Annotated in this window: 24 protein-coding genes; 11 read left to right on the plus strand and 13 right to left on the minus strand. The window is 71.2% G+C overall.

Going from position 1 to position 24,447, the window contains the following annotated elements:
• Positions 1 to 115 precede the first annotated feature (115 nt).
• Positions 116 to 2,659 carry a DEAD/DEAH box helicase gene (locus tag ACFY5C_RS36165; protein ID WP_389453066.1) on the plus strand — a complete coding sequence of 848 codons (2,544 nt, stop codon included), beginning with the start codon at positions 116 to 118 and terminating at the stop codon, positions 2,657 to 2,659.
• Positions 2,660 to 2,726: 67 nt separating this feature from the next.
• Entirely contained in the window at positions 2,727 to 3,656 is a 930-nt protein-coding gene (locus ACFY5C_RS36170; protein WP_389452904.1) for an alpha/beta fold hydrolase, read from the plus strand.
• Positions 3,657 to 3,788: 132 nt separating this feature from the next.
• Here ACFY5C_RS36170 and ACFY5C_RS36175 read toward each other — a convergent pair whose 3' ends face one another.
• Positions 3,789 to 4,682 (minus strand): NYN domain-containing protein, encoded by an 894-nt coding sequence (locus tag ACFY5C_RS36175; protein WP_389452907.1) that lies wholly within the window; start codon positions 4,680 to 4,682, stop codon positions 3,789 to 3,791.
• Between the two features lie 217 nt (positions 4,683 to 4,899).
• Between ACFY5C_RS36175 and ACFY5C_RS36180 the strand changes: the two genes are divergently transcribed.
• Positions 4,900 to 5,052 carry a hypothetical protein gene (locus ACFY5C_RS36180; RefSeq protein WP_389452910.1) on the plus strand — a complete coding sequence of 51 codons (153 nt, stop codon included), beginning with the start codon at positions 4,900 to 4,902 and terminating at the stop codon, positions 5,050 to 5,052.
• Between the two features lie 109 nt (positions 5,053 to 5,161).
• Here the strand turns inward: ACFY5C_RS36180 and ACFY5C_RS36185 are convergent, their stop codons facing one another.
• The 3 genes from ACFY5C_RS36185 to ACFY5C_RS36195 form a co-directional block, all read right to left on the minus strand.
• Positions 5,162 to 5,767: a MarC family protein gene (locus tag ACFY5C_RS36185; RefSeq protein WP_389452913.1), complete on the minus strand. Its 606-nt coding sequence runs from the start codon at positions 5,765 to 5,767 to the stop codon at positions 5,162 to 5,164.
• 78 nt (positions 5,768 to 5,845) lie between these two features.
• The gene (locus tag ACFY5C_RS36190; protein WP_389452916.1) at positions 5,846 to 6,703 is read right to left on the minus strand and encodes a PHP domain-containing protein; all 858 of its coding nucleotides are present in this window, start codon (positions 6,701 to 6,703) and stop codon (positions 5,846 to 5,848) included.
• A gap of 221 nt (positions 6,704 to 6,924) precedes the next feature.
• Complete coding sequence (locus ACFY5C_RS36195; protein ID WP_389452918.1) at positions 6,925 to 7,566, minus strand: DUF6758 family protein; 642 nt, start codon at positions 7,564 to 7,566, stop codon at positions 6,925 to 6,927.
• Between the two features lie 159 nt (positions 7,567 to 7,725).
• Between ACFY5C_RS36195 and ACFY5C_RS36200 the strand changes: the two genes are divergently transcribed.
• Positions 7,726 to 8,952 (plus strand): MFS transporter, encoded by a 1,227-nt coding sequence (locus ACFY5C_RS36200; protein WP_389452921.1) that lies wholly within the window; start codon positions 7,726 to 7,728, stop codon positions 8,950 to 8,952.
• 41 nt (positions 8,953 to 8,993) lie between these two features.
• Here ACFY5C_RS36200 and ACFY5C_RS36205 read toward each other — a convergent pair whose 3' ends face one another.
• Positions 8,994 to 9,578, minus strand: a complete 585-nt coding sequence (locus tag ACFY5C_RS36205; RefSeq protein ID WP_389452924.1) for a suppressor of fused domain protein — start codon at positions 9,576 to 9,578, stop codon at positions 8,994 to 8,996.
• Between the two features lie 508 nt (positions 9,579 to 10,086).
• Here ACFY5C_RS36205 and ACFY5C_RS36210 point away from each other — a divergent pair.
• Entirely contained in the window at positions 10,087 to 11,202 is a 1,116-nt protein-coding gene (locus tag ACFY5C_RS36210; RefSeq protein WP_389452926.1) for a magnesium and cobalt transport protein CorA, read from the plus strand.
• A gap of 56 nt (positions 11,203 to 11,258) precedes the next feature.
• Positions 11,259 to 11,777: a hypothetical protein gene (locus ACFY5C_RS36215; protein ID WP_389452929.1), complete on the plus strand. Its 519-nt coding sequence runs from the start codon at positions 11,259 to 11,261 to the stop codon at positions 11,775 to 11,777.
• 50 nt (positions 11,778 to 11,827) lie between these two features.
• Here the strand turns inward: ACFY5C_RS36215 and ACFY5C_RS36220 are convergent, their stop codons facing one another.
• Positions 11,828 to 12,568 carry a hypothetical protein gene (locus tag ACFY5C_RS36220; RefSeq protein ID WP_389452932.1) on the minus strand — a complete coding sequence of 247 codons (741 nt, stop codon included), beginning with the start codon at positions 12,566 to 12,568 and terminating at the stop codon, positions 11,828 to 11,830.
• A gap of 211 nt (positions 12,569 to 12,779) precedes the next feature.
• On the opposite strand from ACFY5C_RS36220, the gene ACFY5C_RS36225 reads away from it, so the two are divergent.
• The 3 genes from ACFY5C_RS36225 to ACFY5C_RS36235 are packed head-to-tail and all read left to right on the plus strand — an operon-like array spanning position 12,780 to position 15,852.
• Positions 12,780 to 14,075, plus strand: a complete 1,296-nt coding sequence (locus tag ACFY5C_RS36225) for a magnesium transporter MgtE N-terminal domain-containing protein (protein WP_389452935.1) — start codon at positions 12,780 to 12,782, stop codon at positions 14,073 to 14,075.
• The gene (locus tag ACFY5C_RS36230; RefSeq protein WP_389452938.1) at positions 14,065 to 14,676 is read left to right on the plus strand and encodes a DUF1003 domain-containing protein; all 612 of its coding nucleotides are present in this window, start codon (positions 14,065 to 14,067) and stop codon (positions 14,674 to 14,676) included. The genes ACFY5C_RS36225 and ACFY5C_RS36230 overlap by 11 nt, the downstream gene beginning before the upstream one ends.
• A gap of 42 nt (positions 14,677 to 14,718) precedes the next feature.
• Positions 14,719 to 15,852 carry an Mrp/NBP35 family ATP-binding protein gene (locus tag ACFY5C_RS36235; RefSeq protein WP_389452941.1) on the plus strand — a complete coding sequence of 378 codons (1,134 nt, stop codon included), beginning with the start codon at positions 14,719 to 14,721 and terminating at the stop codon, positions 15,850 to 15,852.
• Positions 15,853 to 15,931: 79 nt separating this feature from the next.
• Here the strand turns inward: ACFY5C_RS36235 and ACFY5C_RS36240 are convergent, their stop codons facing one another.
• From ACFY5C_RS36240 to sigE, 5 genes are all read right to left on the minus strand, one after another.
• Positions 15,932 to 16,600, minus strand: a complete 669-nt coding sequence (locus ACFY5C_RS36240) for a hypothetical protein (RefSeq protein ID WP_389452943.1) — start codon at positions 16,598 to 16,600, stop codon at positions 15,932 to 15,934.
• Positions 16,601 to 16,828: 228 nt separating this feature from the next.
• The gene (locus ACFY5C_RS36245) at positions 16,829 to 17,269 is read right to left on the minus strand and encodes a sec-independent translocase (RefSeq protein ID WP_389452946.1); all 441 of its coding nucleotides are present in this window, start codon (positions 17,267 to 17,269) and stop codon (positions 16,829 to 16,831) included.
• Positions 17,270 to 17,451: 182 nt separating this feature from the next.
• The gene (locus ACFY5C_RS36250) at positions 17,452 to 19,866 is read right to left on the minus strand and encodes a trypsin-like peptidase domain-containing protein (protein WP_389452948.1); all 2,415 of its coding nucleotides are present in this window, start codon (positions 19,864 to 19,866) and stop codon (positions 17,452 to 17,454) included.
• 427 nt (positions 19,867 to 20,293) lie between these two features.
• Positions 20,294 to 21,265, minus strand: coding sequence for an anti-sigma factor family protein (locus ACFY5C_RS36255; RefSeq protein WP_389452951.1), 972 nt, complete (start codon positions 21,263 to 21,265; stop codon positions 20,294 to 20,296).
• Complete coding sequence (gene sigE / locus ACFY5C_RS36260) at positions 21,262 to 21,960, minus strand: RNA polymerase sigma factor SigE (RefSeq protein WP_369273240.1); 699 nt, start codon at positions 21,958 to 21,960, stop codon at positions 21,262 to 21,264. Before sigE ends, ACFY5C_RS36255 begins: the two co-directional genes overlap by 4 nt.
• 235 nt (positions 21,961 to 22,195) lie before the next feature.
• On the opposite strand from sigE, the gene ACFY5C_RS36265 reads away from it, so the two are divergent.
• Positions 22,196 to 22,894, plus strand: coding sequence for an O-methyltransferase (locus ACFY5C_RS36265; protein ID WP_389453069.1), 699 nt, complete (start codon positions 22,196 to 22,198; stop codon positions 22,892 to 22,894).
• A 167-nt stretch (positions 22,895 to 23,061) separates the two neighbouring features.
• Here ACFY5C_RS36265 and ACFY5C_RS36270 read toward each other — a convergent pair whose 3' ends face one another.
• Positions 23,062 to 23,229, minus strand: coding sequence for a DUF3117 domain-containing protein (locus tag ACFY5C_RS36270; RefSeq protein ID WP_003966491.1), 168 nt, complete (start codon positions 23,227 to 23,229; stop codon positions 23,062 to 23,064).
• Positions 23,230 to 23,375: 146 nt separating this feature from the next.
• Positions 23,376 to 23,540, minus strand: coding sequence for a hypothetical protein (locus ACFY5C_RS36275; RefSeq protein ID WP_389452954.1), 165 nt, complete (start codon positions 23,538 to 23,540; stop codon positions 23,376 to 23,378).
• A 65-nt stretch (positions 23,541 to 23,605) separates the two neighbouring features.
• On the opposite strand from ACFY5C_RS36275, the gene ACFY5C_RS36280 reads away from it, so the two are divergent.
• Positions 23,606 to 24,409 (plus strand): enoyl-CoA hydratase/isomerase family protein, encoded by an 804-nt coding sequence (locus tag ACFY5C_RS36280; RefSeq protein WP_389452957.1) that lies wholly within the window; start codon positions 23,606 to 23,608, stop codon positions 24,407 to 24,409.
• Positions 24,410 to 24,447 lie beyond the last annotated feature (38 nt).

The raw sequence follows: 24,447 nt of genomic DNA on the forward strand, positions 1-24,447 counted from the left end.
CGTACACAGAAGAGGCAGCACCCTGACTACGACTTTCCGAGAGCTCGGAATCCTTCCCGAGACCGCCGAAGCCCTTGAGGCCGTCGGCATCATCAACCCCTTCCCCATCCAGGAGATGACCCTCCCCGTCGCCCTCTCCGGCACGGACGTCATCGGCCAGGCCAAGACCGGCACCGGCAAGACGCTGGGCTTCGGTCTCCCGCTCCTCGAGCGCGTCACCGTCCCCGCCGACGTGGAGGCCGGGCGCGCGGGGCCCGACGCCCTCACCGACGCCCCGCAGGCACTCGTGGTCGTCCCCACCCGCGAGCTGTGCACGCAGGTCACCAACGACCTGCTCACCGCGGGCAAGGTGCGTAACGTCCGCGTCCTCGCGATCTACGGCGGCCGGGCCTACGAGCCCCAGGTCGAGGCCCTGAAGAAGGGCGTCGACGTGATCGTCGGTACCCCGGGCCGACTGCTGGACCTCGCGGGCCAGAAGAAGCTCAACCTCAAGCACATCAAGGCGCTCGTCCTCGACGAGGCCGACGAGATGCTCGACCTGGGCTTCCTGCCCGACGTCGAGAAGATCATCAACATGCTGCCGGCCAGGCGCCAGACCATGCTGTTCTCGGCGACCATGCCGGGCGCGGTCATCGGCCTCGCGCGCCGTTACATGTCGCAGCCCACCCACATCCGCGCCACCGCGCCGGACGACGCGGGCGCCACGGTCGCGAACACCTCGCAGCACGTCTACCGCGCGCACAACATGGACAAGCCCGAGATGGTCGCGCGCATACTGCAGGCCGACGGCCGGGGACTGGCCATGGTCTTCTGTCGTACGAAGCGCACCGCGGCCGACCTCGCCGACCAGCTCAAGCAGCGCGGCTTCGCGGCCGGCGCGGTCCACGGCGACCTCGGCCAGGGCGCCCGCGAGCAGGCGCTGCGCGCCTTCCGCAACGGCAAGGTGGACGTCCTCGTCTGCACCGACGTCGCCGCTCGCGGTATCGACGTCGAGGGCGTGACGCACGTCATCAACTACCAGTCGCCGGAAGAGGAGAAGACGTACCTGCACCGCATCGGCCGCACCGGCCGCGCGGGCGCCAAGGGCATCGCGATCACTCTCGTCGACTGGGACGACATCCCGCGCTGGCAGCTGATCAACAAGGCGCTGGAGCTGAACTTCAACGACCCGCCGGAGACGTACTCCACGTCCCCGCACCTCTTCGAGGAACTGAGCATCCCCGCGGGCACCAAGGGCGTCCTGCCCCGCTCGGAGCGCACGCGCGCCGGGCTGGAGGCGGAGCAGCTGGAGGACCTCGGCGAGACCGGCGGACGCGGTGCGCGCGGCCGCGGTGGCCGAGGCGGCCGGGACGAGTCCCGCTCGTCCTCGCCGGACCGTGAGCGCCCGGCGCGCACGCCGCGTCGCCGCCGCCGCACGCGCGGTGGAGCAACGCTGGACGAGACGTCGGCGCCCGCCGTCGGTTCCGGGACTCCGGAGGAGACCGCCGGGGCCGGCACGGCGGAGTCCGTCACCGAGCCCCGCACCCCGCGCCGCCGTCGCCGCACCCGCAGCGGGGCGTCGGCGGAGCAGGCCGTGACCGCCACGTCCTCGGCCCCCGAGCCCGCGGACGCCGCAGAGGCGGCCGTCACGACGGCGGAGGGCCCGTCCCTGGACTCCGCCGAGGAGACCCCGGCGAAGCCGCGCCGCCGCCGGACCCGCAAGTCGGCGGAACCGAAGGCGACTTCGGCTCCGGCCGTGGCGACGCCGGAGGTGGAGACCGCGCAGGTCGCGGAGGCCGTGCAGGCGTCCGAGCCCGCTGCGGCGCCTGCGGCCGACCAGGTCGCGGTGGCCGAAGAGGCCCCTGCCGCCAAGCCGCGCCGCCGCACCCGCAAGGCGACGGCCACGGCGGAGAGCGCCGTGGACACGGCCGAGGGCACCACCGAGGCTGCGCCTCAGGCCCCGGAGGCGACGGAGACCAAGCCGCGCCGCCGGACCCGTAAGGCAACGGCTGCGGCCGAAGCCGCCGTCGACACGGCCGAGGCCGCCGAGGCCAAGCCCAAGGCGCGTCGCACCCGCAAGACCGCGGCGGCGACCGTGGAAGCCGCCGAGATCCCGGCTCAGACGGCCCAGGAGCCGGAGGCAGCCGAGACCAAGCCGCGGCGCACCCGCAAGACGGCCGCCGCTGCGGAGACCGCCGTCGACACGGCGGAAGCCGTCGAGGCCAAGCCCAAGGCGCGCCGCACCCGCAAGGCCACCGCCACTGCCGAGGCAGCCGTGGACACGGCCGAGGGCACGGAGGCGAAGCCGCGTCGTACGCGCAAGGCCGCCGCGACCGTCACCGAGCCGGAAGCCGCCGAGGCCAAGCCCCGCCGGACCCGCAAGGCGACTGCCGCTGCGGACGCCGCCGTCGACACGGCCGAGGCCGCCGAGGCCAAGCCCAAGGCACGCCGCACCCGCAAGACCGCGGCGTCGGCCACCCTGGCCGCCGAGATCCCGGCCCAGGCCACGCAGGAGCCGACGGCGACCGCGGAACCGAAGGCCACCGAGGCGCCCGCGCCGCGTCGCCGTACCCGCAAGGCGGCGGCGACCGTGGAGGCCGCCGAAAGCGCGGCCGAGGCCAAGCCCAAGGTGCGCCGTGCCCGCAAGGCCACGGCCGCCACGGAGCCCGCGGAGAGCTGATCTCCTGTACGACGGCCCGGTCCCGCCTCGCGCGGTGGCCGGGCCGTCGGCTTTCCCGGACGGACCCATGGGGGTCCTACGGCCCACCCGCTACCCTCCCCCCGTGACCACCGAACCCGCCTTCACGCCGCCCCCGAACGCCCGCGCCTACCCCCTCCACACCTCCCGCGGCACCTTCGCCGTCGTCGACTCGCCCGCCGCTCCCGGTGTCGAGGTCCGAGGTGTCGCCCTGCTGCTTCCCGGGTTCACGGGCAGCAAGGAGGACTTCACGCTCATGCACGAGCCGCTCGCGGCGCGCGGCTACCGCACGATCGCCGTCGACGGGCGGGGACAGCACGAGTCGGACGGTCCGGAGCGCGACGAAGCGCCGTATGCGCGAGAGGAGTTGGCGCGGGACGTCCTCGCCCAAGCGGCAGCGCTCGGCACTCTCGAGGCTCCCCTGCACCTCTTCGGCCACTCCCTCGGCGGCCAGATCGCCCGCGCGGCCGTTCTCCTCGACCACACCCCGTTCAGCTCGCTCACTCTCATGGCGTCGGGCCCCGCCCAGATCTCGGACTCCCAGCAGCAGCGCGTGAAGCTGCTGCGGGACGCGCTCGCGGTGATGACCATGGCCGAGACCTGGGAAGCGATCCTCGCGATGGGGCCGCCCGAGGAGGTCGGCGGGCCGGCGCGCGGCATCGGCGGCCCGGACCTGCTGCGCCGGCGCTGGCTCGGCACGAAGCCGGCCCAACTCCTCGCCACGGGCCGCCAGTTGACCACGGAGCCGGATCGCGTGGACGAACTCGCCGCTCTCCCCCTCCCGTTCCACGTCCTGTCAGGCGCGAGCGACGACACCTGGCCGGTCCCGCTCCTCGACGACATGGCCGCACGGCTGAACGCCCGCCGCACCGTCATCCCCAACGCCGAGCACTCCCCCAACGCCGACCAGCCCCTGCGCACCGCCGAGGCCGTCGCCGACTTCTGGAACACCGTCGACGGGTCCGCCACCCAGGCCTGATACGGCGCCTGGTCCCATCCGACGCATGGCGTGGTGCGACGCCTGAGCCAATCCGGCACATGGCCGAGTGCGGCTCCTCGTCCGATCCGACGCATGGCCGAGTGCGGCGCCCGGTCCAGTTCTGCGCCCGGTCTAGTACTGCGCCTGCAGGTGCTCCCAGAACCCGTCCCGCAGCGCCCGCCGCAGATCCGCCTGCCCGCGCAGGGAGTACTGCAGCAGCCCCTCGGCCTCCACGAGCAGGTCCTGGTCGACGGACCCGGGCAGATACGGATGGCCGGGCAGCAGTTCCACGAGCGACTCCCGCCCCCGGGCCGCGAGCCACTTCGCCGCGATCTGGGCGCCGACGAACCGGACGTCCTCCCGCGTCGGCCGGGCTCCCGCCGCCTCGTACGCGGCGGCCGTGCGCCGGGAGACGTAGGGCTTGAAGAAGTCGAGGTCGAGGGTGCGCTGGCTGTCGACCTCCCAGAGCAGGGGCTCGGCCTGGTTACGGCCTTCCGGCGCCTCGATGCCCCACAGGTGCACCCGCGCCCCGTACCCCTGCGCGGCCTCCACCGCCGACACCAGGTCCTCGTCGCCGCCGAGCAGCGCCGCGTCGCTGATGGCGCGGTGCCTGGCGAGGGACTCCAGGTCGGTCCTGATCAGTGAGTCGACGCCCTTCTGCTGGTTGTTGGCGTTGAGGTTCCCCAGCCGCACCTTCACGTCGGGGAGCTCGGCGATCGACTGCTGTTCCGCCGTATGGATGCGGCGGCGGGCGCCGTCGTACCAGTAGACCCGCAGCAGCCTGCTGTCCGCGAAGATCGTGCGTGCCCGGTCGATGAGCGCCTCGATCAGCCCCTCGGCGTCCAGATCGAAGGCCCGGCGGTCCTCCGTCCCGGCGACCAGGCGTCCCGCGGCCGCGTAGAGATAGCCCGCGTCGACGAAAATCGCATGGGTGGAGGGCGTCTTCGCCACCTCGGCGAGCATGCGCTGCAGCAGCTCGTTGGTGCGGTCGATGCGGGCGCCGAGCGCCGCGAGGTCGTCGTTCATCGCCACCATTGTCCCGGCGGTCACGCTGCGGACACAACCGGTCCCGGTCAGTCCCGCCTTGATCTCCGGACGACCGTGTACCGGTCAGTAGTTAGACGTTCGAAAAATTTCTTTAGCGTAGGGAATGTTTGCAACACGAAGCACGTTGCATACGTGTGTAACCAAGTAGTTCTCCTCAGTTCTCCGCAGGAGGATGACCAGACGAAGGGAGAAGCCCTTGCGCTTCGAAATCATGCGACTCGACGAGTTCGACGGTACGCCCGTGGACAGCACCGTCGTGGACGCCGCCTCCGTCAACCGGATCGTTCAGCAGGCCGCCGCCACCGGACAGCGTCTGTGGATCCGACCGGCCGACACCACGGCCTCATAACAGACGCGGATCACCGCAGTAGCTTCGAAGCCCCCGTACGGCACTGACGCCGTACGGGGGCTTCGCGCATCCGGCAGCGCCCTCGAGGGCGCTGCGCGGTTCCGAGGTCTCAGGCGCCCTGGATCACCTGGGTGACGCCGTTGATGATCTGCTGCACAGCGATCGCCGACAGCATCATGCCCGCGAGCCGCGTCACCAGGACCACGCCGCCGTCCTTGATGACCCTGATGATCAGCAGCGAGTACCGCATCACGAGCCACAGCACCACGTGGATGGCGAGGATCGCCGACCACACCGACACCTGCATGGCGACACTGTCGGCCTTCTGCACGGCGAGGATGACCGACACGATCGCACCCGGCCCGGCGAGCAGCGGCATGCCCAGCGGGACCAGGGCGACGTTCACGTCCTTGGTCTGCTTGGGCTCGTCCGTCTTACCGGTGAGCAGGTCGAGCGCGATCAGCAGGAGCAGCAGCCCGCCCGCGATCATCAGCGCGGGGACGGAGACGTGCAGGTAGTTGAGGATCTGATGGCCGAGGAGCCCGAAGACCGCGATCACAGCGCCCGCCACGCAGACGGCCTGGAAGGCCATCCGCTTCTGCACCTTGGCAGGTCGGCCGGCGGTGAGCGCGAGGAAGATCGGGGTGATCCCGGGGGGATCCATGATGACGAAAAGGGTCAGGAACAGGGAGCCGAAGACGGCGAGGTCGAACATGGGTGCCTTGCGGAGGAACGAAACGAACGGGACGCGAGCATGAGGATGCGACGGGGTGAAGCGGTGACGGGGTGAGCCTCAGGCCCCGCCGGTCCCCGGCACGGGAAACGCCCCCGTGGCCCGCCGCGTGATCTCGCCGTACACCTCGGGGTCCGTCGTGTACTCGCCGAGCACGCACGTCTTGCGGCTGCCGTGGTAGTCGCTGGAGCCGGTCGTCAGCAGCCCGAGCTCCTTGGCGAGCCCGCGCAGCCGCGCCCGCGTGTCGGGGTCGTGGTCCATGTGGTCGACCTCGATGCCGTCGAGCCCGGCCGCGGCCAGGTCCGCGATGGCGGACTCCGGCACCGTGCGGCCCCGCTTGCTCGCGGCGGGGTGCGCGAAGACGGCGACGCCGCCCGCGGCCTTGATCAGCCGGACGGCCTCGAACGGGTCGGTCTCGTGCTTCTCCACGAAGGCCCGGCCGCCGTCGGCCAGCCAGTCCTCGGTGAAGGCGTCGCCCACGGTCGGTACGACTCCGAGCTCGACCAGCGCGGAGGCGACGTGCGGCCGCCCGACCGAGCCCTCACCGGCGATCCGCAGCACCTGCTCCCAGGTGACGGGCACGCCCAGCTCGTTGAGCCTGGCGACCATGCCCTGGGCCCGGGGCACCCGGTCGTCGCGCACCAGCTCCCGCTCGGCGAACAGCGCCGGTTCCTCGGGGTCGAAGAGGTAGGCCAGCATGTGCATGCTGATCCCGTCGATCCGGCAGGACAGCTCGGCGCCGGTGACGAGAGTGAGCCCCTGCGGCAGCGCGGCGATGGCCTCGGCGTATCCGCGGGTGGTGTCGTGGTCGGTGAGCGCCACGACGTCCAGTCCGGCCGCGGCGGCGTTGCGTACCAGCTCGGCGGGGGTGTCCGTGCCGTCGGAAGCGGTGGAGTGGGTGTGCAGGTCGATGCGCACGACGCGAACTCCAGTCGGGGGGACGATACGGCAGGGACCGCTCAAGGATAACCAGATTTTCAACGACCCTTGTCACACCCACACAGCCCGAGCGCCCCCTACGGGCAGCGCCCTGAAAGGGGCGCGGGGAACTGCGCGATCAACCACAAATAACCCGCAGTCGCAGACCACCCTCGACCACCCGTGCTCTTGGGCGCACCACGGCCCGACCCAGCGGAGCGCTACGGCTCGAGCAAGCGCGGCGACAACGCCCCGCAGGGCACCAGTTCCACCTCGGCCCCCGCGTCCCGCAGATCCGTCAGCACCAGCTCGTCGTACATGAGCAACCCCGACTGCTCGGGCCACACGACCGCCCACAGCCACATCCCGAGCGCCTCGCCCGCGAAGACGGCACGGTCGTCCGGGGCTCCGGAGACATGCCACAGCGGGGTCGGGCGACCGGCGGCCAGAACCTTGACCTGGGGTGGCTTCTCGACGTTCATGTACGGCCCCGGATCCGGACCGTCGATGCCCGCGTAGCGCGCGCCGAGGCCGACGCCGAGCTCCTCGGCGACCAGGATCAGCTCACCCATGCCGCCCAGCGGGCCGGGTCCGGAGCAGGCCACGGCGGTCGCGCGGCCGCCACTGCGGTCGTCGCCCGCACTGGCGACGCCGGTGAACAGCCAGCCGATCGGCAGCGGCCACGGCATCCACACCGGCACATGCGTGCGATGCACGACCACACCGAGGGCCTCGACGCTGGGCGGGATCACGGGCTGCACCGGATGCACGGTGCCGTGCACATCGCACTGCCAGGTGTCGGCGAAGAGTCCGGGAGCCCTGACCCGGCCACCACACTTCGGGCAACTGGGTTCGCCCCTCATAGGCCCCCACGCTCCTACCCCTTCTGCGTCACGTCAAGGACGATCACCCGTCCGGACGGAACGCGTGCCGACCGAATATAGATGTAGCTTGCATTAATTAGACTAGCTAACATACTCTGTGTATCTGCCACCTACCTCAGTCCGGGATTGGAGAACGCAATGGACCCCTTCGACGCGGGAGCGGGCAGCATCCTGCGGCAGCCGAGGGCCGTGTGGGCGACTGCCGGCGCTTCCGTCGTGGCCTTCATGGGCATCGGGCTCGTCGACCCGATCCTGCCGTCCATCGCCGGCGGCCTGCACGCCACCGCCGGCCAGGTCTCCCTGCTCTTCACCTCGTACTTCCTCATCACCGCCGTGGCGATGCTGGTCACCGGATTCGTCTCCAGCCGCATCGGCGGCCGCAAGACCCTGCTGCTCGGCCTCGCGTTCGTGATCGTCTTCGCAGGCCTCGCGGGCACGTCCGGATCGGTCGGCGAGCTGGTCGGGTTCCGGGCGGGCTGGGGGCTCGGCAATGCGCTCTTCGTCTCCACCGCCCTCGCTGTCATCGTCGGCGCGGCAGCCGGCGGCAGCGCTGCGGCGATCCTGCTGTACGAGTCCGCCCTCGGCCTCGGCATGGCCTGCGGACCGCTGCTGGGCGCGCTGCTCGGGGACGCCAGCTGGCGCTACCCGTTCTTCGGTACGGCCGCGCTGATGGCGGTCGGCTTCCTGTGCATCGCGGCGTTCCTGAAGGAGCAGCCGAAGCCGGCCCGCAAGACCTCGATGCTGGACCCGATCAGGGCCCTCGGCCACGGCGGCCTCGCGTCCGCGGCGGTCTCGGCGTTCTTCTACAACTACACGTTCTTCACCGTGCTGGCCTTCACACCGTTCGTGCTGAACATGAGCCCGTACCGGTCGGGCGCGGTGTTCTTCGCCTGGGGTCTGCTCCTCGCCGTGTTCTCGGTGCTGGTGGCGCCACGCCTGCAGAAGCGGTTCGGCTCGCTGAAGGTGCTCGGCGGCTCCCTGGTGCTGCTGGCCGCGGACGTGCTCGTCCTCGGCTACGGCGACCACACCACCGCCGTCGTCTGCACGATCCTGTCCGGCGCGTTCATCGGCGTGAACAACACCGTCTACACGGAGCTGGCGCTCGGCGTCTCCGACGCCCCTCGCCCCGTGGCGAGCGCGGGCTACAACTTCGTGCGGTGGTTCGCGGCGGCGGCCGCGCCCTACTTCGCGCCGCGGATCGAGGAGTGGACCGGCAGCCTCCGCATCCCGTTCGTCGTGGCTGCCGTCACAGCCGTACTGGGCTCGCTCGTGGTCGTCGTACGCCGGAAGTCGCTCAGTGGCGAGGCCGAGGAGCTGGCGCCGGCGCACGCCACCGAGGACAGCGTGACCGTGTTCGCCAACTGACGCTTTTCAGCCACCGGTTGGTGAGGTTACTCACGCGGCGGTCAGTCCAGCGGGACGGACGTCCGGGCGGGATCCCGGAGGTCCGTCCCGTTCGTCAGCCAGCGCTCCTGGAGGGCTTGGGCGCCGTGCACCCGCTTCCACGCGGCCTCGTTCGGGGTCATGGGGAGCAGCGGCAGGAAGTGCACGGGGTCGGCAGGCTCGTCGAGTTCCAGGTCCTCGACCAGGCCGCCCGGCTCGGCGACCAGGACCGAGGTGAACGGAGCCCCCGGCCACAGCGGTTCACCGACGTCCAGCGAGGCGCCCGGAGCCACGATCACGCCCTCCACCTGCGGGGACGCGGCGAGCACGGCGAGCGGGCGGAGCACCTTGTCGGTGTCGGCGACCCCGGCGCGGACCGAGAGCACCAGCTCGGCGCGGGGGCCCTTGACCGGGTCGGCGACCATCGCGGTGGGGTCGTTCATGGGATGCGCGGACATGCCGAGTGTGGCGTAACGCACGAGGTCTCCCTCCTGGAAACGGAGCACCTCCATGCGGTCCGTACCGAGAAAGGTGACCGCCGCGCGTGCGTCCGGTTCGCCCAGCGCGGAGCGCAACCGGGCCTCGACCAGAGGGAGAACATCAGCCATGCGCCGAGCATAGAACTCGTCAGTACCGGGCAAAGGAGCGCCTTGACACTTCAGTCGGCTGATACTCTTGCCCGGTGTTCGGGACGGCATGCAGAAGCTTCGCGATCGAGTCCTGACACCGAATAGAGACTCCCCTACGGGGAACCCCGAACGGGGTATGGATCGTCCCTCACGAGGGACCGGCCGGAGGAGGTGGGGCTGTCATGGATCGAAGTCGACCGTGCAGTACCACTCGCTCTTCCCGCCGCTGATGTAGCTGATTCGGCTGTTCCGCCTCCGGCTGACCGCCGCCTTTCATGCTCGCGTCCTCACGCGGAAGAGCACTTCGTTTCGCTTTGCCTGATCTGTTTGATCTGAATCAGCAACGAAGCCCATCACCGCGACGGTGCGGTGCTCCCCGCTTTGTGGACGTGCCAAACATCCTGAAGTCAGGACGTCCCCATTCCGGGCAGTTCCAACCGTGCTGCGGCCCTTCACGCTTCGTTGCCCGTTGCGAAGGAGCTTGCTCATGTCGATGATCCGCGACCTGCGTGCCGTGGTCCGCCCCTCCCGCGTCTCGCTGCGCAAGGACACCGGAACGTACGACACCACCCGCGACCCGGCGACGCCCTCCGCCGTCGTCGACTGCGCCGTCTACCGCGACGGCGCCCGCGTCGAGACCCCGCAGCCGCTGACCCCGCACGAGGCGATGCGCCGGGTACGGCGGGACGGCGGGTTCGTGTGGATCGGCCTGCACGAGCCGACCGAGGCCGAATTCGCCGGTATCGCCAGTGAGTTCGGGCTGCACCCGCTGGCCGTCGAGGACGCGGTGCAGGCGCACCAGCGCCCCAAGCTGGAGCGCTACGACGACTCCCTGTTCACCGTCTTCAAGACCATCCACTACGTCGAGCACGACGAACTCACCGCCAACAGCGAGGTCGTCGAAACCGGCGAGGTCATGTGCTTCACCGGCCGGGACTTCTTCATCACGGTCCGGCACGGCGGGCAGGGCTCGCTGCGGGCGCTGCGGCACCGGCTGCAGGACGACCCCGAGCTGCTCGCCAAGGGTCCGTCAGCCGTGCTGCACGCGATCGCCGACCATGTCGTCGACGGGTACATCGCCGTCGCCGACGCGGTGCAGGACGACATCGACGAGGTGGAGACCGAGGTCTTCTCGCCCGGACGCAAGGGCACGCCGCGCGGCACGGACGCGGGGCGGATCTACCAACTCAAGCGCGAGGTCCTCGAGTTCAAGCGCGCGGTGTCGCCGCTGCTGCGGCCCATGCAGCTGCTGAGCGAGCGGCCGATGCGGCTGATCGACCCGGACATCCAGAAGTACTTCCGGGACGTCGCCGACCACGTCGCGCGCGTGCACGAGCAGGTCATCGGCTTCGACGAGCTCCTCAACTCGATCCTCCAGGCCAACCTCGCGCAGGCGTCCGTGGCGCAGAACGAGGACATGCGGAAGATCACCTCGTGGGCCGCGATCATCGCCGTACCGACGATGGTGTGCGGGGTGTACGGCATGAACTTCGACTACATGCCGGAGACGCACTGGAAGTACGGCTACCCCGTGATCATGAGCATCACGGTGGCCATCTGTCTGGGCATCCACCGCACGCTCAAGCGCAACGGATGGCTCTGAGCGGTCCGATTCCGGCGCCGCCGACCGGGCCGGAGCCGGCTGGATAGGCTTGGGGCATGACAAGCGAGCTGCTCGACCAGGCCCTCGTCGAGGAGGCCACGAAGAAGTCCGGCCTCGTCTGGGTCAGCGGACCCGGTGTCGCGGCCCGGGCGCTGTGGCACGCGTGGCACGAGGGTGCGGCGTGTGTCGTCGGCGACGGGCCGGGCGAGCAGCCGCTGCCGGGGCTGGCCGACGGGGCCACGGCCGAGGTGACGGTCCGCAGCAAGGACAAGGGCGGCCGGCTGGTCTCCTGGTCGGCGAAGGTCGTGGAACTGGCGCCGGGCTCCGAGCCGTGGGAGGCGACGGTCGCCGAGCTGAAGGGCAAGCGCCTCAACGCGCCCGACGGTGAGGCCATGCCGTCCCGATGGGCCCGCGAGTGCCGGGTACTGCGCCTGGAGCCGACGGGCACCACCGCCCCGCTGCCGGACGGCTCACTGGCCGAGGCGCCTCTGCCTTCCCCGGCGACGACACGTGAGCCGATCCCCGCGGGGCTGCCGCGGCTGCTGCTGAAGAAGAAGCAGAAGCGACGCCGCTAGGCGCTGCACCGCCGGGCGGTACTCAGCCGGGCGGTCACCGAGCAGGGCCGTCAAGACGTCGGCAGCTGCTTGCCGTAGTCCACCGTCTCGTCCTTGTCCGGCTTCTCCAGCGGGAAGTCCTTGCCCCAGGCCGAGAAGGTCAAAGTGCCGCCGCCGCCCGCGCGGGTAAGGCGCAGCGGGTACGGAGTGCCCTCCAGGGAGACGTCGAGGGTGCCGCCGGCGCCCTTGTCGCCGGTGATGCGGATGGTGCGGGTGCCCTCCTGCTCGTGGCGCCCGTCGGTGGCGAGAGCGCCGTGGAGCGTCAACAGGCCGTCGAGCAGGACACCCTTGTCCGTGAATCCGCTGAACTTCTTGTACGACGGATCACCCTCCGGCACCCTCACGTACTTGCCGTTCAGCTTGTCCGCCGCCGCATCGGTCTTGGCGCCGTCCGCATCGCTCCAGAACCCGGCGTCGGCCTTCAGATACAGCTGCTCGCCGATCCGCAGCAGCTGGAAGGTGGCCCCCTGGGCGGTGACCGACCCCGTGCCGCCGTCGGCCTTCAGCTGCATGTCGAGCTTGTAGGTGCGCCCGCTGGTGACCACGCTCCCGGCGAGGCGGACCGCTTCGGCGGAGTCGGCGGCCGTGCGGGACTTGCGCTGGATCTCGGCGGCCGTCAGCTTGCCGACGCCGTTGGTGCCCTCGTCCGGGTCCTCACTGCATCCCGTCAGTCCGGTTCCCGAAACGACCAGCGCGCACACGGCGCTCACCATCGCGGCCCGGCGAATACGACCCTGAGGAATCGCAGGCACAGGTGGGGCTGCCTTTCTGTTGTGGGACCCGAGCGGCGTACCGCAGCGTACCGGGGTGTCAGGGCCCAGGCGGAGCCAGTCCGTCCGGACTGCTCACCAGGGCGTATCGGATCCGGACGGGCTAGCCTGAAGCCCACCCGAGCGGGCAATTCGGGTAAGCGGCACAGTCCACGAACAGGCAAGCGCAACAGCAGGCAAAGGAGCCGCAGCAATGGCAGCCGGCGCTCCCCGGATCTTCGTCTCGCACCTCGCCGACGTCGCCGCGTTCGACCCGAACGGCGACCAGGTGGGCCGGGTCCGCGATCTGGTCGTCATGCTGCGGGTCGGCCGGCGTCCGCCACGCGTGCTCGGCCTGGTCGTCGAACTCTCCACCCGGCGCCGCATCTTCCTGCCCATGACCCGCGTCACCAGCATCGAGTCCGGCCAGGTCATCACCACCGGCGTGCTCAACGTCCGCCGCTTCGAGCAGCGCCCCACCGAGCGCCTCGTCTTCGGCGAGCTTCTCGACCGGCGCGTCACCCTCGTCGAGACCGGCGAGGAGGTCACCGTCCTCGATCTGTCGGTCGGGCAGCTGCCGGCCCGCCGGGACTGGGAGATCGACAAGGTGTTCGTACGCAAGGGCGGCCGCAGCGGCGCCTTCCGGCGGGCCAAGGGCGAGTCGCTGACCGTCGAGTGGTCCGCCGTCACCGGCTTCACCCTGGAGGAGAAGGGACAGGGCGCCGAGAGCCTCCTCGCCACCTTCGAGCAGCTGCGCCCCGCCGACCTCGCCAACGTGCTGCACCACCTCTCCCCCAAGCGCCGTGCCGAGGTCGCCGCGGCCCTCGACGACGACCGCCTCGCCGACGTCCTCGAAGAGCTCCCCGAGGACGACCAGATCGAGATCCTCGGCAAGCTGAAGGAGGAACGCGCCGCCGACGTCCTGGAGGCCATGGACCCGGACGACGCGGCCGACCTCCTCGGTGAGCTGCCGGAGGACGACAAGGAGCGGCTGCTGAGCCTGATGCAGCCCGCCGACGCGGCCGACATGCGCCGTCTGATGGCGTACGAGGAGCACACGGCCGGCGGTCTGATGACGACCGAGCCGGTCATCCTGCGCCCCGACGCCACCGTCGCCGACGCTCTCGCCCGGGTCCGCAACCCCGACCTGTCGCCCGCCCTGGCCGCCCAGGTCTACGTCTGCCGCCCGCCCGACGAGACCCCGACCGGCAAGTACCTCGGCACGGTCCACTTCCAGCGGCTGCTGCGCGACCCGCCGTACACGCTGGTCAGCTCCATGGTCGACGAGGCTCTGGAGGCCCTGGACCCGGACGCGGCGCTGCCGGTCGTCGCGGGGTTCTTCGCGACGTACGACATGGTCGCGGCGCCCGTCGTGGACGAATCCGGGTCGCTGCTGGGCGTGGTGACCGTGGACGACGTGCTGGACCACATGCTGCCCGACGACTGGCGGGAGACCGAGTTCCACCTGGACGAGGGCGCGGGCGAGGGGGTGACGGTCCATGGCTCCTGAGCGCGAGGGCACGCGCGAGCGCGTCGTGTCGGGCGCCACCGCGGCCACCCGGGCGCCCCGTGCGCGCCTGGACCAACCCCGCCCGCCGCGCCGCCGGATCCTGCCGGAGTGGGATCCCGAGGCCTTCGGACGGCTGTCGGAGCGCATCGCCCGTTTCATCGGCACCGGACGGTTCCTCGTCTGGATGACGATCGTGATCATCGTGTGGGTGCTGTGGAACATCGCCGCACCCGGCGATCTGCGGTTCGACGAGTACCCCTTCATCTTCCTGACGCTGGCCCTGTCCCTGCAGGCCTCCTACGCCGCCCCGCTGATCCTGCTCGCGCAGAACCGGCAGGACGACCGCGACCGGGTCAACCTGGAGCAGGACCGCAAGCAGAACGAGCGGTCGATCGCCGACACCGAGTACCTGACCCGCGAGATCGCCGCGCTGCGCATCGGCCTCGGCGAGGTGGCCACCCGCGACTGGATGCGCTCGGAGCTGCAGGACCTGCTGAAGGACCTGGACGAGCGGGGCAACGGCCACCGGCGCAGTGGCCACCGCGAGCACGGGGTATTCCCGGCAGATCGGTCTGCGGGACGTGACGTAGACGACCGCTGACGGGCTTACCGGGGCATGGCTACCGCGCCGTACCATCGTCCTATGGCTACGGAAGACGCGGTGCGCGAAGCGCTGGCGACGGTGAACGACCCCGAGATCAACCGCCCCATCACTGAACTGGGGATGGTCAAGTCGGTGGAGATCGGTGCGGACGGTGCGGTCGCGGTCACCGTGTACCTGACGGTCTCCGGCTGCCCGATGCGCGAGACGATCACGCAGCGCGTGACGGATGCCGTCTCCCGCGTCGAGGGCGTCACCCGCGTCGACGTCACCCTCGACGTCATGAGCGACGAGCAGCGCAAGGAGCTGGCGAACGCCCTGCGCGGCGGCACCGCCGAGCGCGAGGTCCCCTTCGCCAAGCCGGGCTCGCTGACCCGCGTGTACGCGGTCGCCTCCGGCAAGGGCGGTGTCGGCAAGTCGTCCGTGACGGTCAACCTGGCGGCGGCGATGGCGGCCGACGGCCTCAAGGTGGGCGTCGTCGACGCCGACATCTACGGCCACAGCGTGCCGCGCATGCTGGGCGCGGACGGGCGTCCGACCCAGGTCGAGAACATGATCATGCCGCCGTCCGCGAACGGTGTGAAGGTCATCTCCATCGGCATGTTCACGCCGGGCAACGCCCCGGTGGTCTGGCGCGGCCCGATGCTGCACCGCGCGCTCCAGCAGTTCCTGGCGGACGTGTACTGGGGCGACCTGGACGTCCTGCTCCTCGACCTGCCGCCGGGCACGGGCGACATCGCGATCTCGGTGGCCCAGCTGGTCCCGAACGCGGAGATCCTCGTCGTCACCACGCCTCAGCAGGCGGCCGCCGAGGTCGCCGAGCGGGCCGGCTCCATCGCCGTCCAGACCCACCAGAAGATCGTCGGCGTGGTCGAGAACATGTCCGGCCTGCCCTGCCCGCACTGTGACGAGATGGTCGACGTCTTCGGCACGGGGGGCGGCCAGACGGTCGCCGAGGGCCTCACCCGCACGACGGGGGCCAACGTCCCGGTCCTCGGCAGCATCCCCATCGACGTCCGTCTGCGCGAGGGCGGCGACGAGGGCAAGCCGGTCGTCCTGACGGACCCCGACTCCCCGGCGGGCTCGGCGCTGCGCGCGATCGCGGGGAAGCTGGGAGGCCGCCAGAGGGGCCTTTCGGGGCTGTCCCTCGGGATCACCCCGAAGAACAAGTTCTGAGTCCCGTACGACGATGGGGGCGCCGTCTCACCGGACGGCGCCCCCATCGTCGTGACCGGAACCCGGTGCAGGTCGAGGCCTAGGCGTACGCCGCGATGTCCTTGATGACGGCGAAGCCCAGCCCGTACGCGCTCATGCCTCTCCCGTACGCCCCCACGTGCACCCCCTCCTCGGTGGAGCCGGCCAGCACCCAGCCGAACTCGGACTCCCGGTAGTGGAAGGGTGTGGGCACCCCGTCCACCGGCAGGGACAGCGTCGACCAGTCCGAACCCTCGAGGTCGTCCGCGAGCGCCCACGCCGTCTCCGTCTGCTGCTCCAGCCAGTCGTCGCGCAGGGAGTGGTCCATCTGCCCCGGCCAGGTGAAGGACAGCAGCCCCACCCCGGCGAGCCACGCCGCCGAGGACACCGAGGTGGCCTCCAGCAGCCCCGTACCGTCGGCGCTCCGCCGGGACGGGTTCGCCGCGACGGTCACGACCACCGCGAACTTCTCCCGGTCCTCCGTCGCCTCGTTCCGTACGGAGGGCTCGTCGCCGTGCCCGATCGATCCGTGTTCCACGGACCCGTCGGCCGCCATGCCGACCTGCATCAGCCAGCGCGGCCCCGTGAAGGCCTCGTCGAGGCCGTACCACGGGAAGGGCGCCAACAGGTAGCCGTCGACCGTGCGCCGGGCGGAGGGGAATTGCTGTCCGCTCTCCACGGCCGGTTCCTGCGCGACTGCCCGACTCGATGTCTGACTCGTCGTCTCCATGTACCCGGACGCCTCCTCGTTCTCGCCGGACCAGCCCGGCCCGCCCCCCTTCGGGCGTACTCGTCCGGTCCGCACAACAACTCGGCAGCATAGCCACCCCGCTCCGAGCGGCAGCGAAACCGCCCGGCGCGTGGGGCGCACAGAGGGCGTGTTCAGGCCGTGCACGACCCGGGCGGAGTATGAGAAGCGTCACGTACGAGCGGTGTCCCGCCCGCCTGTTCGTACGGGTCAGGTGGCGTCCGCGTCGTACGGCGGGCGCTCGTCGCGGGGGCTCTCGGGCTTCTTCGTCATGTCGATCGTGCCGCCGGCGGAACCCGAGGCGGAGGACGGCGAGGGCGATTCCGCGTCACGGCCGTGGACGGCGTCGGTGACCTCGGCCATCTCCTTCTTCAGGTCGAAGCCGTTGCGGATCTCCTTCAGCCCCAGCTCGTCGTTGTCCAGCTGCTTGCGGAGGTACGTCTTGGGGTTGAGGTCCTCGAATTCGAAGTCCTTGAACTCCGGGCCCAGTTCCTGCCGGATGTCCTGCTTGGCGCTCTCCGAGAACTCGCGGATCTTGCGGATCGTCCGCGTGGCGTCCTGGATGAGCTTCGGGAGCTTGTCCGGACCGAAGACGAGCACGGCGAGGACAATGAGCGTCACCAGCTCGAGCGGTCCTATGTCATTGAACACCTGAAGCTCCTTGCGATGTCCTCGGTCGGCTCCACGGTACCCGGCGATCCGCTACGACCGGTACTGTCCCGAGGCCTCCGAATGCGGGTGGTCGTGCGGTTTTCCGGGTTGTTTGCCTTGTCAGCACCCGTGTGGGCAGTGACACGGGTCACGCTGAGAGGTTTCTGTGAGTCTCGGCCCGCTCAGCCTCCACTCGACGAGCCCAGCGTCAGCGGGATCGAGATCTCCTTCCCGCCACGCTCCAAGGTCAGTTCCAGCCGGTCGCCGGGGCGGTGGGCGCGGGTCTTGACGATGAGCTCCTCACCGGAGTGCACGCGCTGCCCGTTGACCTCGGTGATGACGTCGCCGGACTTGATGCCTGCCTTGGCGCCCGGGCCGCCGGCCGTGACCGCGGGACCGCCGTCGCTGCCCTTGGTGCCGACGCGGGCTCCGTCGCCGGTGTAGCCCATGTCGAGCGTGACCCCGATGACCGGGTGGGTCGCCCTGCCCGTGTTGATCAGCTCCTCGGCGACGCGCTTGGCCTGGTTGACCGGGATGGCGAAGCCGAGGCCGATGGAACCGGCCTGGCCGCCGTCGAGGTCGGAGCCGCTGTCGGCGGAACGGATCGCGGAGTTGATGCCGACGACACGGCCCTGGGCGTCGAGGAGAGGACCGCCGGAGTTGCCGGGGTTGATGGGCGCGTCGGTCTGCAACGCGTCCACGTACGACATGTCGCTCCCGTCGCCGCTCTCGCCACCGGCCGTGATCGGCCGCTCCTTGGCGCTGACGATGCCGGAGGTGACGGTGCCCGCCAGGTCGAAGGGGGCGCCGATGGCCACGACAGGGTCGCCGACCTGGACGTTGTCGGAGTTGCCGAGCGGCAGGGGGGCGAGGCCGCTGACGCCGGTGACCTTGACGACGGCGAGGTCGTAGCCGCCGTCCCGTCCGACGACGGTGGCCTTCGCGGTGTCGCCGCTGTGGAAGGTCACGGATATCTCGCCGTCATCGCCCGCGGGTTCGACGACGTGGTTGTTGGTGAGGATGTGACCGCGGTCGTCGAGCACGAACCCGGTGCCGGTGCCCTGCTCCTCGCTGCCGCTCACATGGAGCGTCACGACGCTCGGCAGGGCACGCGCGGCGATCCCGGCGACACTGTCCGGCGCCCGCCCGGCGGACTCACTGCCGGCCTGCGGCAGCTCGACGGCCCCCACACCGCCGTTGCGCTCCAAGGACGCCCCCACGACACCACCGACCCCACCGGACACGAGCGCGAGCAGCAGGGCACCGACGAGGAGCGCCTTCCTCCCTCGCTTGCGGCTCGGCACGCCGGTGACACCTGTGGCGCCGTTTTGCTGGAGCGGCGTGGTGTGGGGCGCGTGGGGCGTGCGGGACCAGGGGTCGTAGTTCTGCCAGGGGTTGGCAGGGGCTGGGGTATCCGCCGTCGGGGCCGGGGTGGCCCGGGTGGCCGTGCCGGTCGCCGGAGGTGGTGTCTGGGCGGGGATGCCGGGGGGCGCCGCCGTGACGGTTGCGCTGAGGGCCGGGGGCGGTGCGGGGGCGGGTTCGGCGCCGGACGGAGACGGGGGTACCGGAGGCCCGGGTGCGGTGTGCGCTGTGCCCTCGGTGCCGGTCGTCGAGGCGGCTGCACCGGACGCGGGCGTCAGCACGCCGTGCGCCGACGGGGGCGGGCTCGGCACGGCCGTCCCAGGCGCGGGCGTCGGCACGCCGTGCGCCGACGGGGGCGGGCTCGGCACGGCCGTCCCAGGCGCGGGCGTCAGCACGCCGTGCACCGACGGGGGCGGGCTCGGCACGGCCGTCCCAGGCGCGGGCGTCAGCACGCCATGCGTCGGCGGGGGCGGGCTCGGCACGGCCGTCCCAGGCGCGGGCGTCAGCACGCCGTGCACCGACGGGGGCGGGCTCGGTACGGCCGTCCCGGGCGCGGGCGTGGTCGCGGGGTGCTGGACCGGCGGAGCGGGCGCCCAGGGGCCGGGCTCGCCGTAGGGAGGGGTGCTGTAGGGGTCGGGGGCGTGCAGGGGCTCGGGGCGCTCGTCGTCGGCAGCTCCGGCTGCTGTGACTGTCACGTCGGCCTCCGGGGCGGGCGCGGGCGCTCCGGTCGGCCGGGCCTGCTCGAAGCGCCCCTCACCCGAAGCCGCCTCGCCGTCGCCTGCGCCGTCCACGTGCGCGGCAGGCCGGGCCAGGACGAAGTCAGTCTCGGCGGAAGCCCCGTCACCACCACTGCCGCTCACCGCAGGCCGAAGCTCGAAGTCAGTCTCGGCGGAAGCCCCGTCACCACCACTGCCGCTCACCGCGGGCCGAAGCTCGAAGTCTCCCTCTGTCGAAGTCGCGTCGCCGGCTGCCCCCACCGCGGGCCGCGCCAGCTCGAAGTCGCCCTGCGCCGAAGTCCCACCACGACCGTCGCTCACCGCAGGCAGCGCCAGCTCGAAGTCCCCGTCGGTGTCAGCACGGTGGCCCCGCGCACCGTCGTCTCCAGCGTCCCCGGCCGGTGCCGTCGGCTCGCTCAAGTCGCCCGGCGTCGGTGCGGCCCCCTCCGGCTCGGCCGAAGGCCCCTGCGGTCGAGGCCGGTTCCACCACTTCGCCTTCGCGGGCTTCCCCTCGTTCATGCTCTGCTTCCTGCTCACTGCTGACCCGATGCTCGAGTAGGGCGCTCCGCTCCCGGGCCGCGTCCCAACGGACACGGCCGGCGTCCGGCTGGGCAGCCACAGCCGATCGGTCGCCACCCCGCAGCCCGTGTGCCGGCTGTCCAAGGAACCCCGCCCGAACGGTGCCGCACCCACGGCCGCGGCTGCATCCGATCCCTGGCTTCTCGGCAGGCCGCCACCGGGTCGTCCCGGCGCCCGAATGCCTACTCGACTCTGCGCTGTCGCACTCAGGTTCCCCCCAGGAAACCGGCGACCTCGTGCTACCCCCCATCCGGCACGCGGCATCAACGGCGGCCGCAGCTCATCCACTCCGCGCACGGCCCACAGGCACGGCGCGCGGCCCACCCTGGATTCAATCAGGTTCCCGGTCCGCTGCGCAGAGGACGGGTCAGCGGCGGGTGGCCTCAGGGGCGGAGGGGGATGAGGTCGCGTCGGGGAGGGGTGCGGTGAGCAGGTCGGGGGCGGCCGTGATCGCGGCGGTCGTGGCCCACGAGGTCAGGGCGAGCGGCGCGGTCGCACTGAGCGGGCGTATCAGCGGGGACATGGCGGCCGCGCCTGCCACCACGGGCGCGGCGAGGGTGTGTATGTCCGCGTCGGCGGCCTGGGCAGGCATCCCGGGCAGGAGGGGAGCCGAGACCTCGGTCGGGGCCACGGAGGTGTCGGGCGTCCGCGCACCCTGTCCCTGCGCGAGCAGGGGGCCCACGGCACGGCGGCGCTGGTTCTCCGGTGCCGTCGTGGCGCCCGTGCCCTGGGTCCGCGTCGGGGTCACATTGCTGCCGGTCCCCGTGCCACCGCGCGCTTCCGCATCGGTCGGCGCGCTCGTCGTGACACCGCCCAGCGAGATGGCCGCGAGCGACACCGCACCCGCCGCGACCAACGCGAACCGCATACGGGAGGACGCGCGATCGGCGTCATGACGGCCCACGGGGTGCGTACGGAAGCCGCGGTCAGAGGCGGGGAGCGCCGGGACGGCGTGCGAGCGCGACGGGACGTATCCGAACTCGAAGCGGTCGTCCCCCTTCACTCCGAAGGCCCCGGCGCCGGGCCGTCCGGACAGTCCGCCGAATCCTCCCCCGCCGAGCGGCGAGCCGCCGCCGTCCAGGTCACCTCCCCCGGGGAGGCCCTGAAGACGGGCCAGGAAACTCTCTGAGGGAGGCGGCGGGGCCGCCTCCGCGAAGACGTTCTTCAGTCGGCGCTGGGCGTCGGCCTCGGACTTGCACCTGGCGCAGGTCGCAAGGTGGGCCAGGACGCGCTCGCGCGTCTCATGACCGAGCTCTCCGTCGACGAGGGCGGAGAGTCGGTCGCCAAGGTGCTGCTCGGCGAGGAGCCGTTCGGCGGGGTTGGGTCGGGTGGCACTCACGCGGTCGCGCCCCCTCCCCCCAGTGCGGGCACGCGCGGCACGAAGGAGCGGCGCTCGGCACGCGCCTCCGGCGAACGGTGCGCGAGGGCCTTGCGCAGCTGGGAACGGCCGCGGTGGATCCGGGACCGGACGGTGCCGAGCTTGACGCCGAGGGTCGCGGCGATCTCCTCGTACGACAGTCCTTCGATGTCGCACAGGACGACGGCGGCACGGAACTCGGGTGCGAGGGTGTCGAGGGCCTGCTGGACGTCCGCGTCGAAGTGCGCGTCGTTGAAGACCTGCTGGGGCGTGGGCTCCTTGCTGGGCAGCCGCTCGGCGGCGTCGTCGCCCAGTGCGTCGAAGCGGATGCGCTGCTTGCGACGGACCATGTCCAGGAAGAGGTTGGTGGTGATGCGGTGCAGCCAGCCCTCGAAGGTGCCCGGCGTGTAAGTCGACAGGGAGCGGAAGACGCGGACGAAGACCTCCTGCGTCAGGTCCTCTGCGTCGTGCTGATTGCCGGTGAGGCGGTACGCCAGGCGGTAGACGCGGCCGCTGTGCGTGCTGACGATCTCCTCCCAGGTGGGCGGAGTCCACGCCTGCCCGTCCGCGTCGGTGGAGAAGGTCGCGGTCTGGGCGTAGTCGTCGGCGTGGCTGTGGTCAGCGGTGTCGTTCACGGATTTCGGCCTACCTGCCGATCCGAGAAAGCGCCGGAGCACTCCTCCCCGATCCACAGGCGCAGCCGCACCTCCCCTGTCGGCTCTGGTGGTGTCCAGTGGAGCCCCTACCATAGCCACCTCGCCCGTTAGCTCCGGATAAGCGGTTTTACGAGAATTTGATCTGGGCTGACACGGCTGGTGGGCCTGCGTCAGCACTTGCTCTCGGCGCTGCTCGTCGTCGTGATCCAACCGTGTCCCCCCGCTCGTCTTCACACCCCTCTAAACGCCTGGTCCCATCTGCGGGTTCCCGGCCGCAACGGATACAGTCACGCCCAGGCAACCACGGGGACAGGAGAGGGTCATTACCGGCAACCGGCAGACGAGCTGGGCGTTCGCCGACGCCTACGTCGCCGAGGACGACGTCCTGCGCTGGGCCCGTGACCGGGCCCGTGAGGCGGGGCTGCGCTCGGTGTCGCCCGGCACGGGTGCCGCGCTGCGGATGCTCGCCGCCACCGTGGACGCCAAGGCCGTCGCGGAGATCGGCACCGGTACCGGCGTCTCCGGAATCCACCTCCTGCACGGTATGCGCCCGGACGGTGTGCTGACCACGGTCGACCCGGAGCCCGAGCACCAGCAGTTCGCCCGCCAGGCCTTCCGTGCCGCCGGCTTCGCCAGCAACCGCGCCCGCTTCATCCCGGGCCGCGCCCTGGACGTCCTGCCCCGCCTCGCCGACGCCGGTTACGACCTCGTCTTCTGCGACGGCGACCGGCTGGAGTTCCTCGACTATCTCGCTGAATCGTTGCGCCTGCTGCGTTCGGGCGGCCTCGTCGTCTTCGAGGGCGTCTTCGCCAACGGCCGCACGGTCGACTCGGGCCCGCAGCCCACCGAGGTCATACGGATCCGGGAGCTGCTGCGCGCGGTGCGCGAGAGCCAGGAGCTGGTTCCGTCCCTGCTGCCAGTGGGCGACGGGCTGCTGTGCGCGGTCAAGCGCTGACCGCCTGACCGGCCGCCACACAGGCCGTATTCCTACTGGGAATAGCCACCGACCTACCGGGAAGACTGACAGACGGAGCGGCGGGAATCGCAGGCGTACCGGGAAAGCAGCGACCCCGGCACCATGTGCGATGCCGGGGCCGCCGAAAGGGTAGGGTCGCTGCCGCGTCAGCCGACGACCTTCTTGAGGGCATCGCCGAGCGCGTCGGCCTCGTCCGGGGTCAGCTCGACGACGAGCCGACCGCCGCCTTCGAGCGGAACGCGCATGACGATGCCCCGCCCCTCCTTGGTCACCTCGAGCGGGCCATCGCCCGTTCGCGGCTTCATGGCCGCCATGCTCGTTCCCCTTCCTGAAACCAGCTCATCGTCAAAGCCGACGGCCCCATGGAGGGCACGCGCGTCAGGTATGGGACACGCGACACCGGCATCGAACACATTGCTTCCAAGCCATTATCCCGCATCTCAGGACCCGATGACCAACATCAGTCGGCATCGCTTGGGCAACGCGCGCGAGCAAAACCACTCAATTCGGCGATGTGACTGCGATACTGCTCCGCCGCACGCGCTTCGGCCGAACGGAACCGGACGCAAATTCTTTGACGCAGGTCACACGTCCGGTCGGGGCGGTCGCCGGTGATCTCCGCCATGCTGTCCCTCAGACAGGTGCGTACCGACGAGTACGCCCGAGCTGCCGCACCGGAGGGGATACGCCATGGCCGACACCGTGCTCTACGAGGTGAGCGACGGGCTCGCGACGATCACGCTCAACCGCCCCGAGGCGATGAACGCGCTGAACATCGAGACCAAGGTCGCCCTGCGGGACGCGGTCCAGGCTGCGGCGGGCGACGACGCCGTACGAGCCGTGCTGCTGACCGCGGCCGGGGAGCGGGCGTTCTGCGTGGGGCAGGACCTGAAGGAGCACATCGGCTTGCTGGTCTCCGACCGCGAGACGGGGTCGGGGCAGACGATGAGCACGGTGCGGGAGCACTACAACCCCGTCGTGCGGGCGCTGGCCGGGATGTCGAAGCCGGTGGTGGCCGGGGTGAACGGGGTCGCTGCCGGGGCCGGCTTCGGGTTCGCGCTCGCTGCGGACTATCGGGTGGTGGCGGATACGGCGGCCTTCAACACGTCCTTCGCGGGGGTCGCGCTGACCGCCGACTCCGGGATCTCGTGGACGCTGCCGCGGGTCGTCGGACCGGGCCGCGCGGCGGACCTGCTGCTGTTCCCGCGGAACATCAAGGCGCAGGAGGCGTACGAGCTGGGGATCGCGAACCGGCTGGTGGCCGCGGATGAGCTGCGCGCGGAGGCCGAGAAGGTGGCGCGGGCGCTGGCCGAGGGGCCGACGGTGGCGTACGGGGCGATCAAGGAGGCGGTGGCGTTCGGACTGTCGCACTCCTTGGAGGAGACCTTGGAGAAGGAGGACGAGTTGCAGACGCGAGCGGGGTCCTCGGACGATCATGCGATCGCGGTGCAGGCCTTCGTCAACAAGGAGAAGCCGAAGTACTTGGGCCGATGAGCTCGGGGCGGTAGCGCCGTCGGGGGCTGCGGGTCCGT

The organism is Streptomyces sp. NPDC012935 (assembly GCF_042900345.1).
GTDB lineage: Bacteria > Actinomycetota > Actinomycetes > Streptomycetales > Streptomycetaceae > Streptomyces.

What these genes read in the sequence shown, in the direction of transcription:
- ACFY5C_RS36210 (WP_389452926.1), top strand. Translation starts at nt 10,087, where the DNA reads ATGTCGATGATCCGCGACCTGCGTGCCGTGGTCCGCCCCTCCCGCGTC.
- ACFY5C_RS36250 (WP_389452948.1), bottom strand. Translation starts at nt 19,866, where the DNA reads ATGAACGAGGGGAAGCCCGCGAAGGCGAAGTGGTGGAACCGGCCTCGA.
- ACFY5C_RS36185 (WP_389452913.1), bottom strand. Translation starts at nt 5,767, where the DNA reads ATGTTCGACCTCGCCGTCTTCGGCTCCCTGTTCCTGACCCTTTTCGTC.
- ACFY5C_RS36240 (WP_389452943.1), bottom strand. Translation starts at nt 16,600, where the DNA reads ATGGAGACGACGAGTCAGACATCGAGTCGGGCAGTCGCGCAGGAACCG.
- ACFY5C_RS36225 (WP_389452935.1), top strand. Translation starts at nt 12,780, where the DNA reads ATGGCAGCCGGCGCTCCCCGGATCTTCGTCTCGCACCTCGCCGACGTC.
- ACFY5C_RS36175 (WP_389452907.1), bottom strand. Translation starts at nt 4,682, where the DNA reads ATGAACGACGACCTCGCGGCGCTCGGCGCCCGCATCGACCGCACCAAC.
- ACFY5C_RS36230 (WP_389452938.1), top strand. Translation starts at nt 14,065, where the DNA reads ATGGCTCCTGAGCGCGAGGGCACGCGCGAGCGCGTCGTGTCGGGCGCC.
- ACFY5C_RS36195 (WP_389452918.1), bottom strand. Translation starts at nt 7,566, where the DNA reads ATGAGGGGCGAACCCAGTTGCCCGAAGTGTGGTGGCCGGGTCAGGGCT.
- ACFY5C_RS36165 (WP_389453066.1), top strand. Translation starts at nt 116, where the DNA reads ATGACCCTCCCCGTCGCCCTCTCCGGCACGGACGTCATCGGCCAGGCC.
- ACFY5C_RS36270 (WP_003966491.1), bottom strand. Translation starts at nt 23,229, where the DNA reads ATGGCGGCCATGAAGCCGCGAACGGGCGATGGCCCGCTCGAGGTGACC.
- ACFY5C_RS36275 (WP_389452954.1), bottom strand. Translation starts at nt 23,540, where the DNA reads ATGGCGGAGATCACCGGCGACCGCCCCGACCGGACGTGTGACCTGCGT.
- ACFY5C_RS36215 (WP_389452929.1), top strand. Translation starts at nt 11,259, where the DNA reads ATGACAAGCGAGCTGCTCGACCAGGCCCTCGTCGAGGAGGCCACGAAG.
- ACFY5C_RS36280 (WP_389452957.1), top strand. Translation starts at nt 23,606, where the DNA reads ATGGCCGACACCGTGCTCTACGAGGTGAGCGACGGGCTCGCGACGATC.
- ACFY5C_RS36170 (WP_389452904.1), top strand. Translation starts at nt 2,727, where the DNA reads ATGGGGGTCCTACGGCCCACCCGCTACCCTCCCCCCGTGACCACCGAA.
- ACFY5C_RS36200 (WP_389452921.1), top strand. Translation starts at nt 7,726, where the DNA reads ATGGACCCCTTCGACGCGGGAGCGGGCAGCATCCTGCGGCAGCCGAGG.
- ACFY5C_RS36235 (WP_389452941.1), top strand. Translation starts at nt 14,719, where the DNA reads ATGGCTACGGAAGACGCGGTGCGCGAAGCGCTGGCGACGGTGAACGAC.
- ACFY5C_RS36205 (WP_389452924.1), bottom strand. Translation starts at nt 9,578, where the DNA reads ATGGCTGATGTTCTCCCTCTGGTCGAGGCCCGGTTGCGCTCCGCGCTG.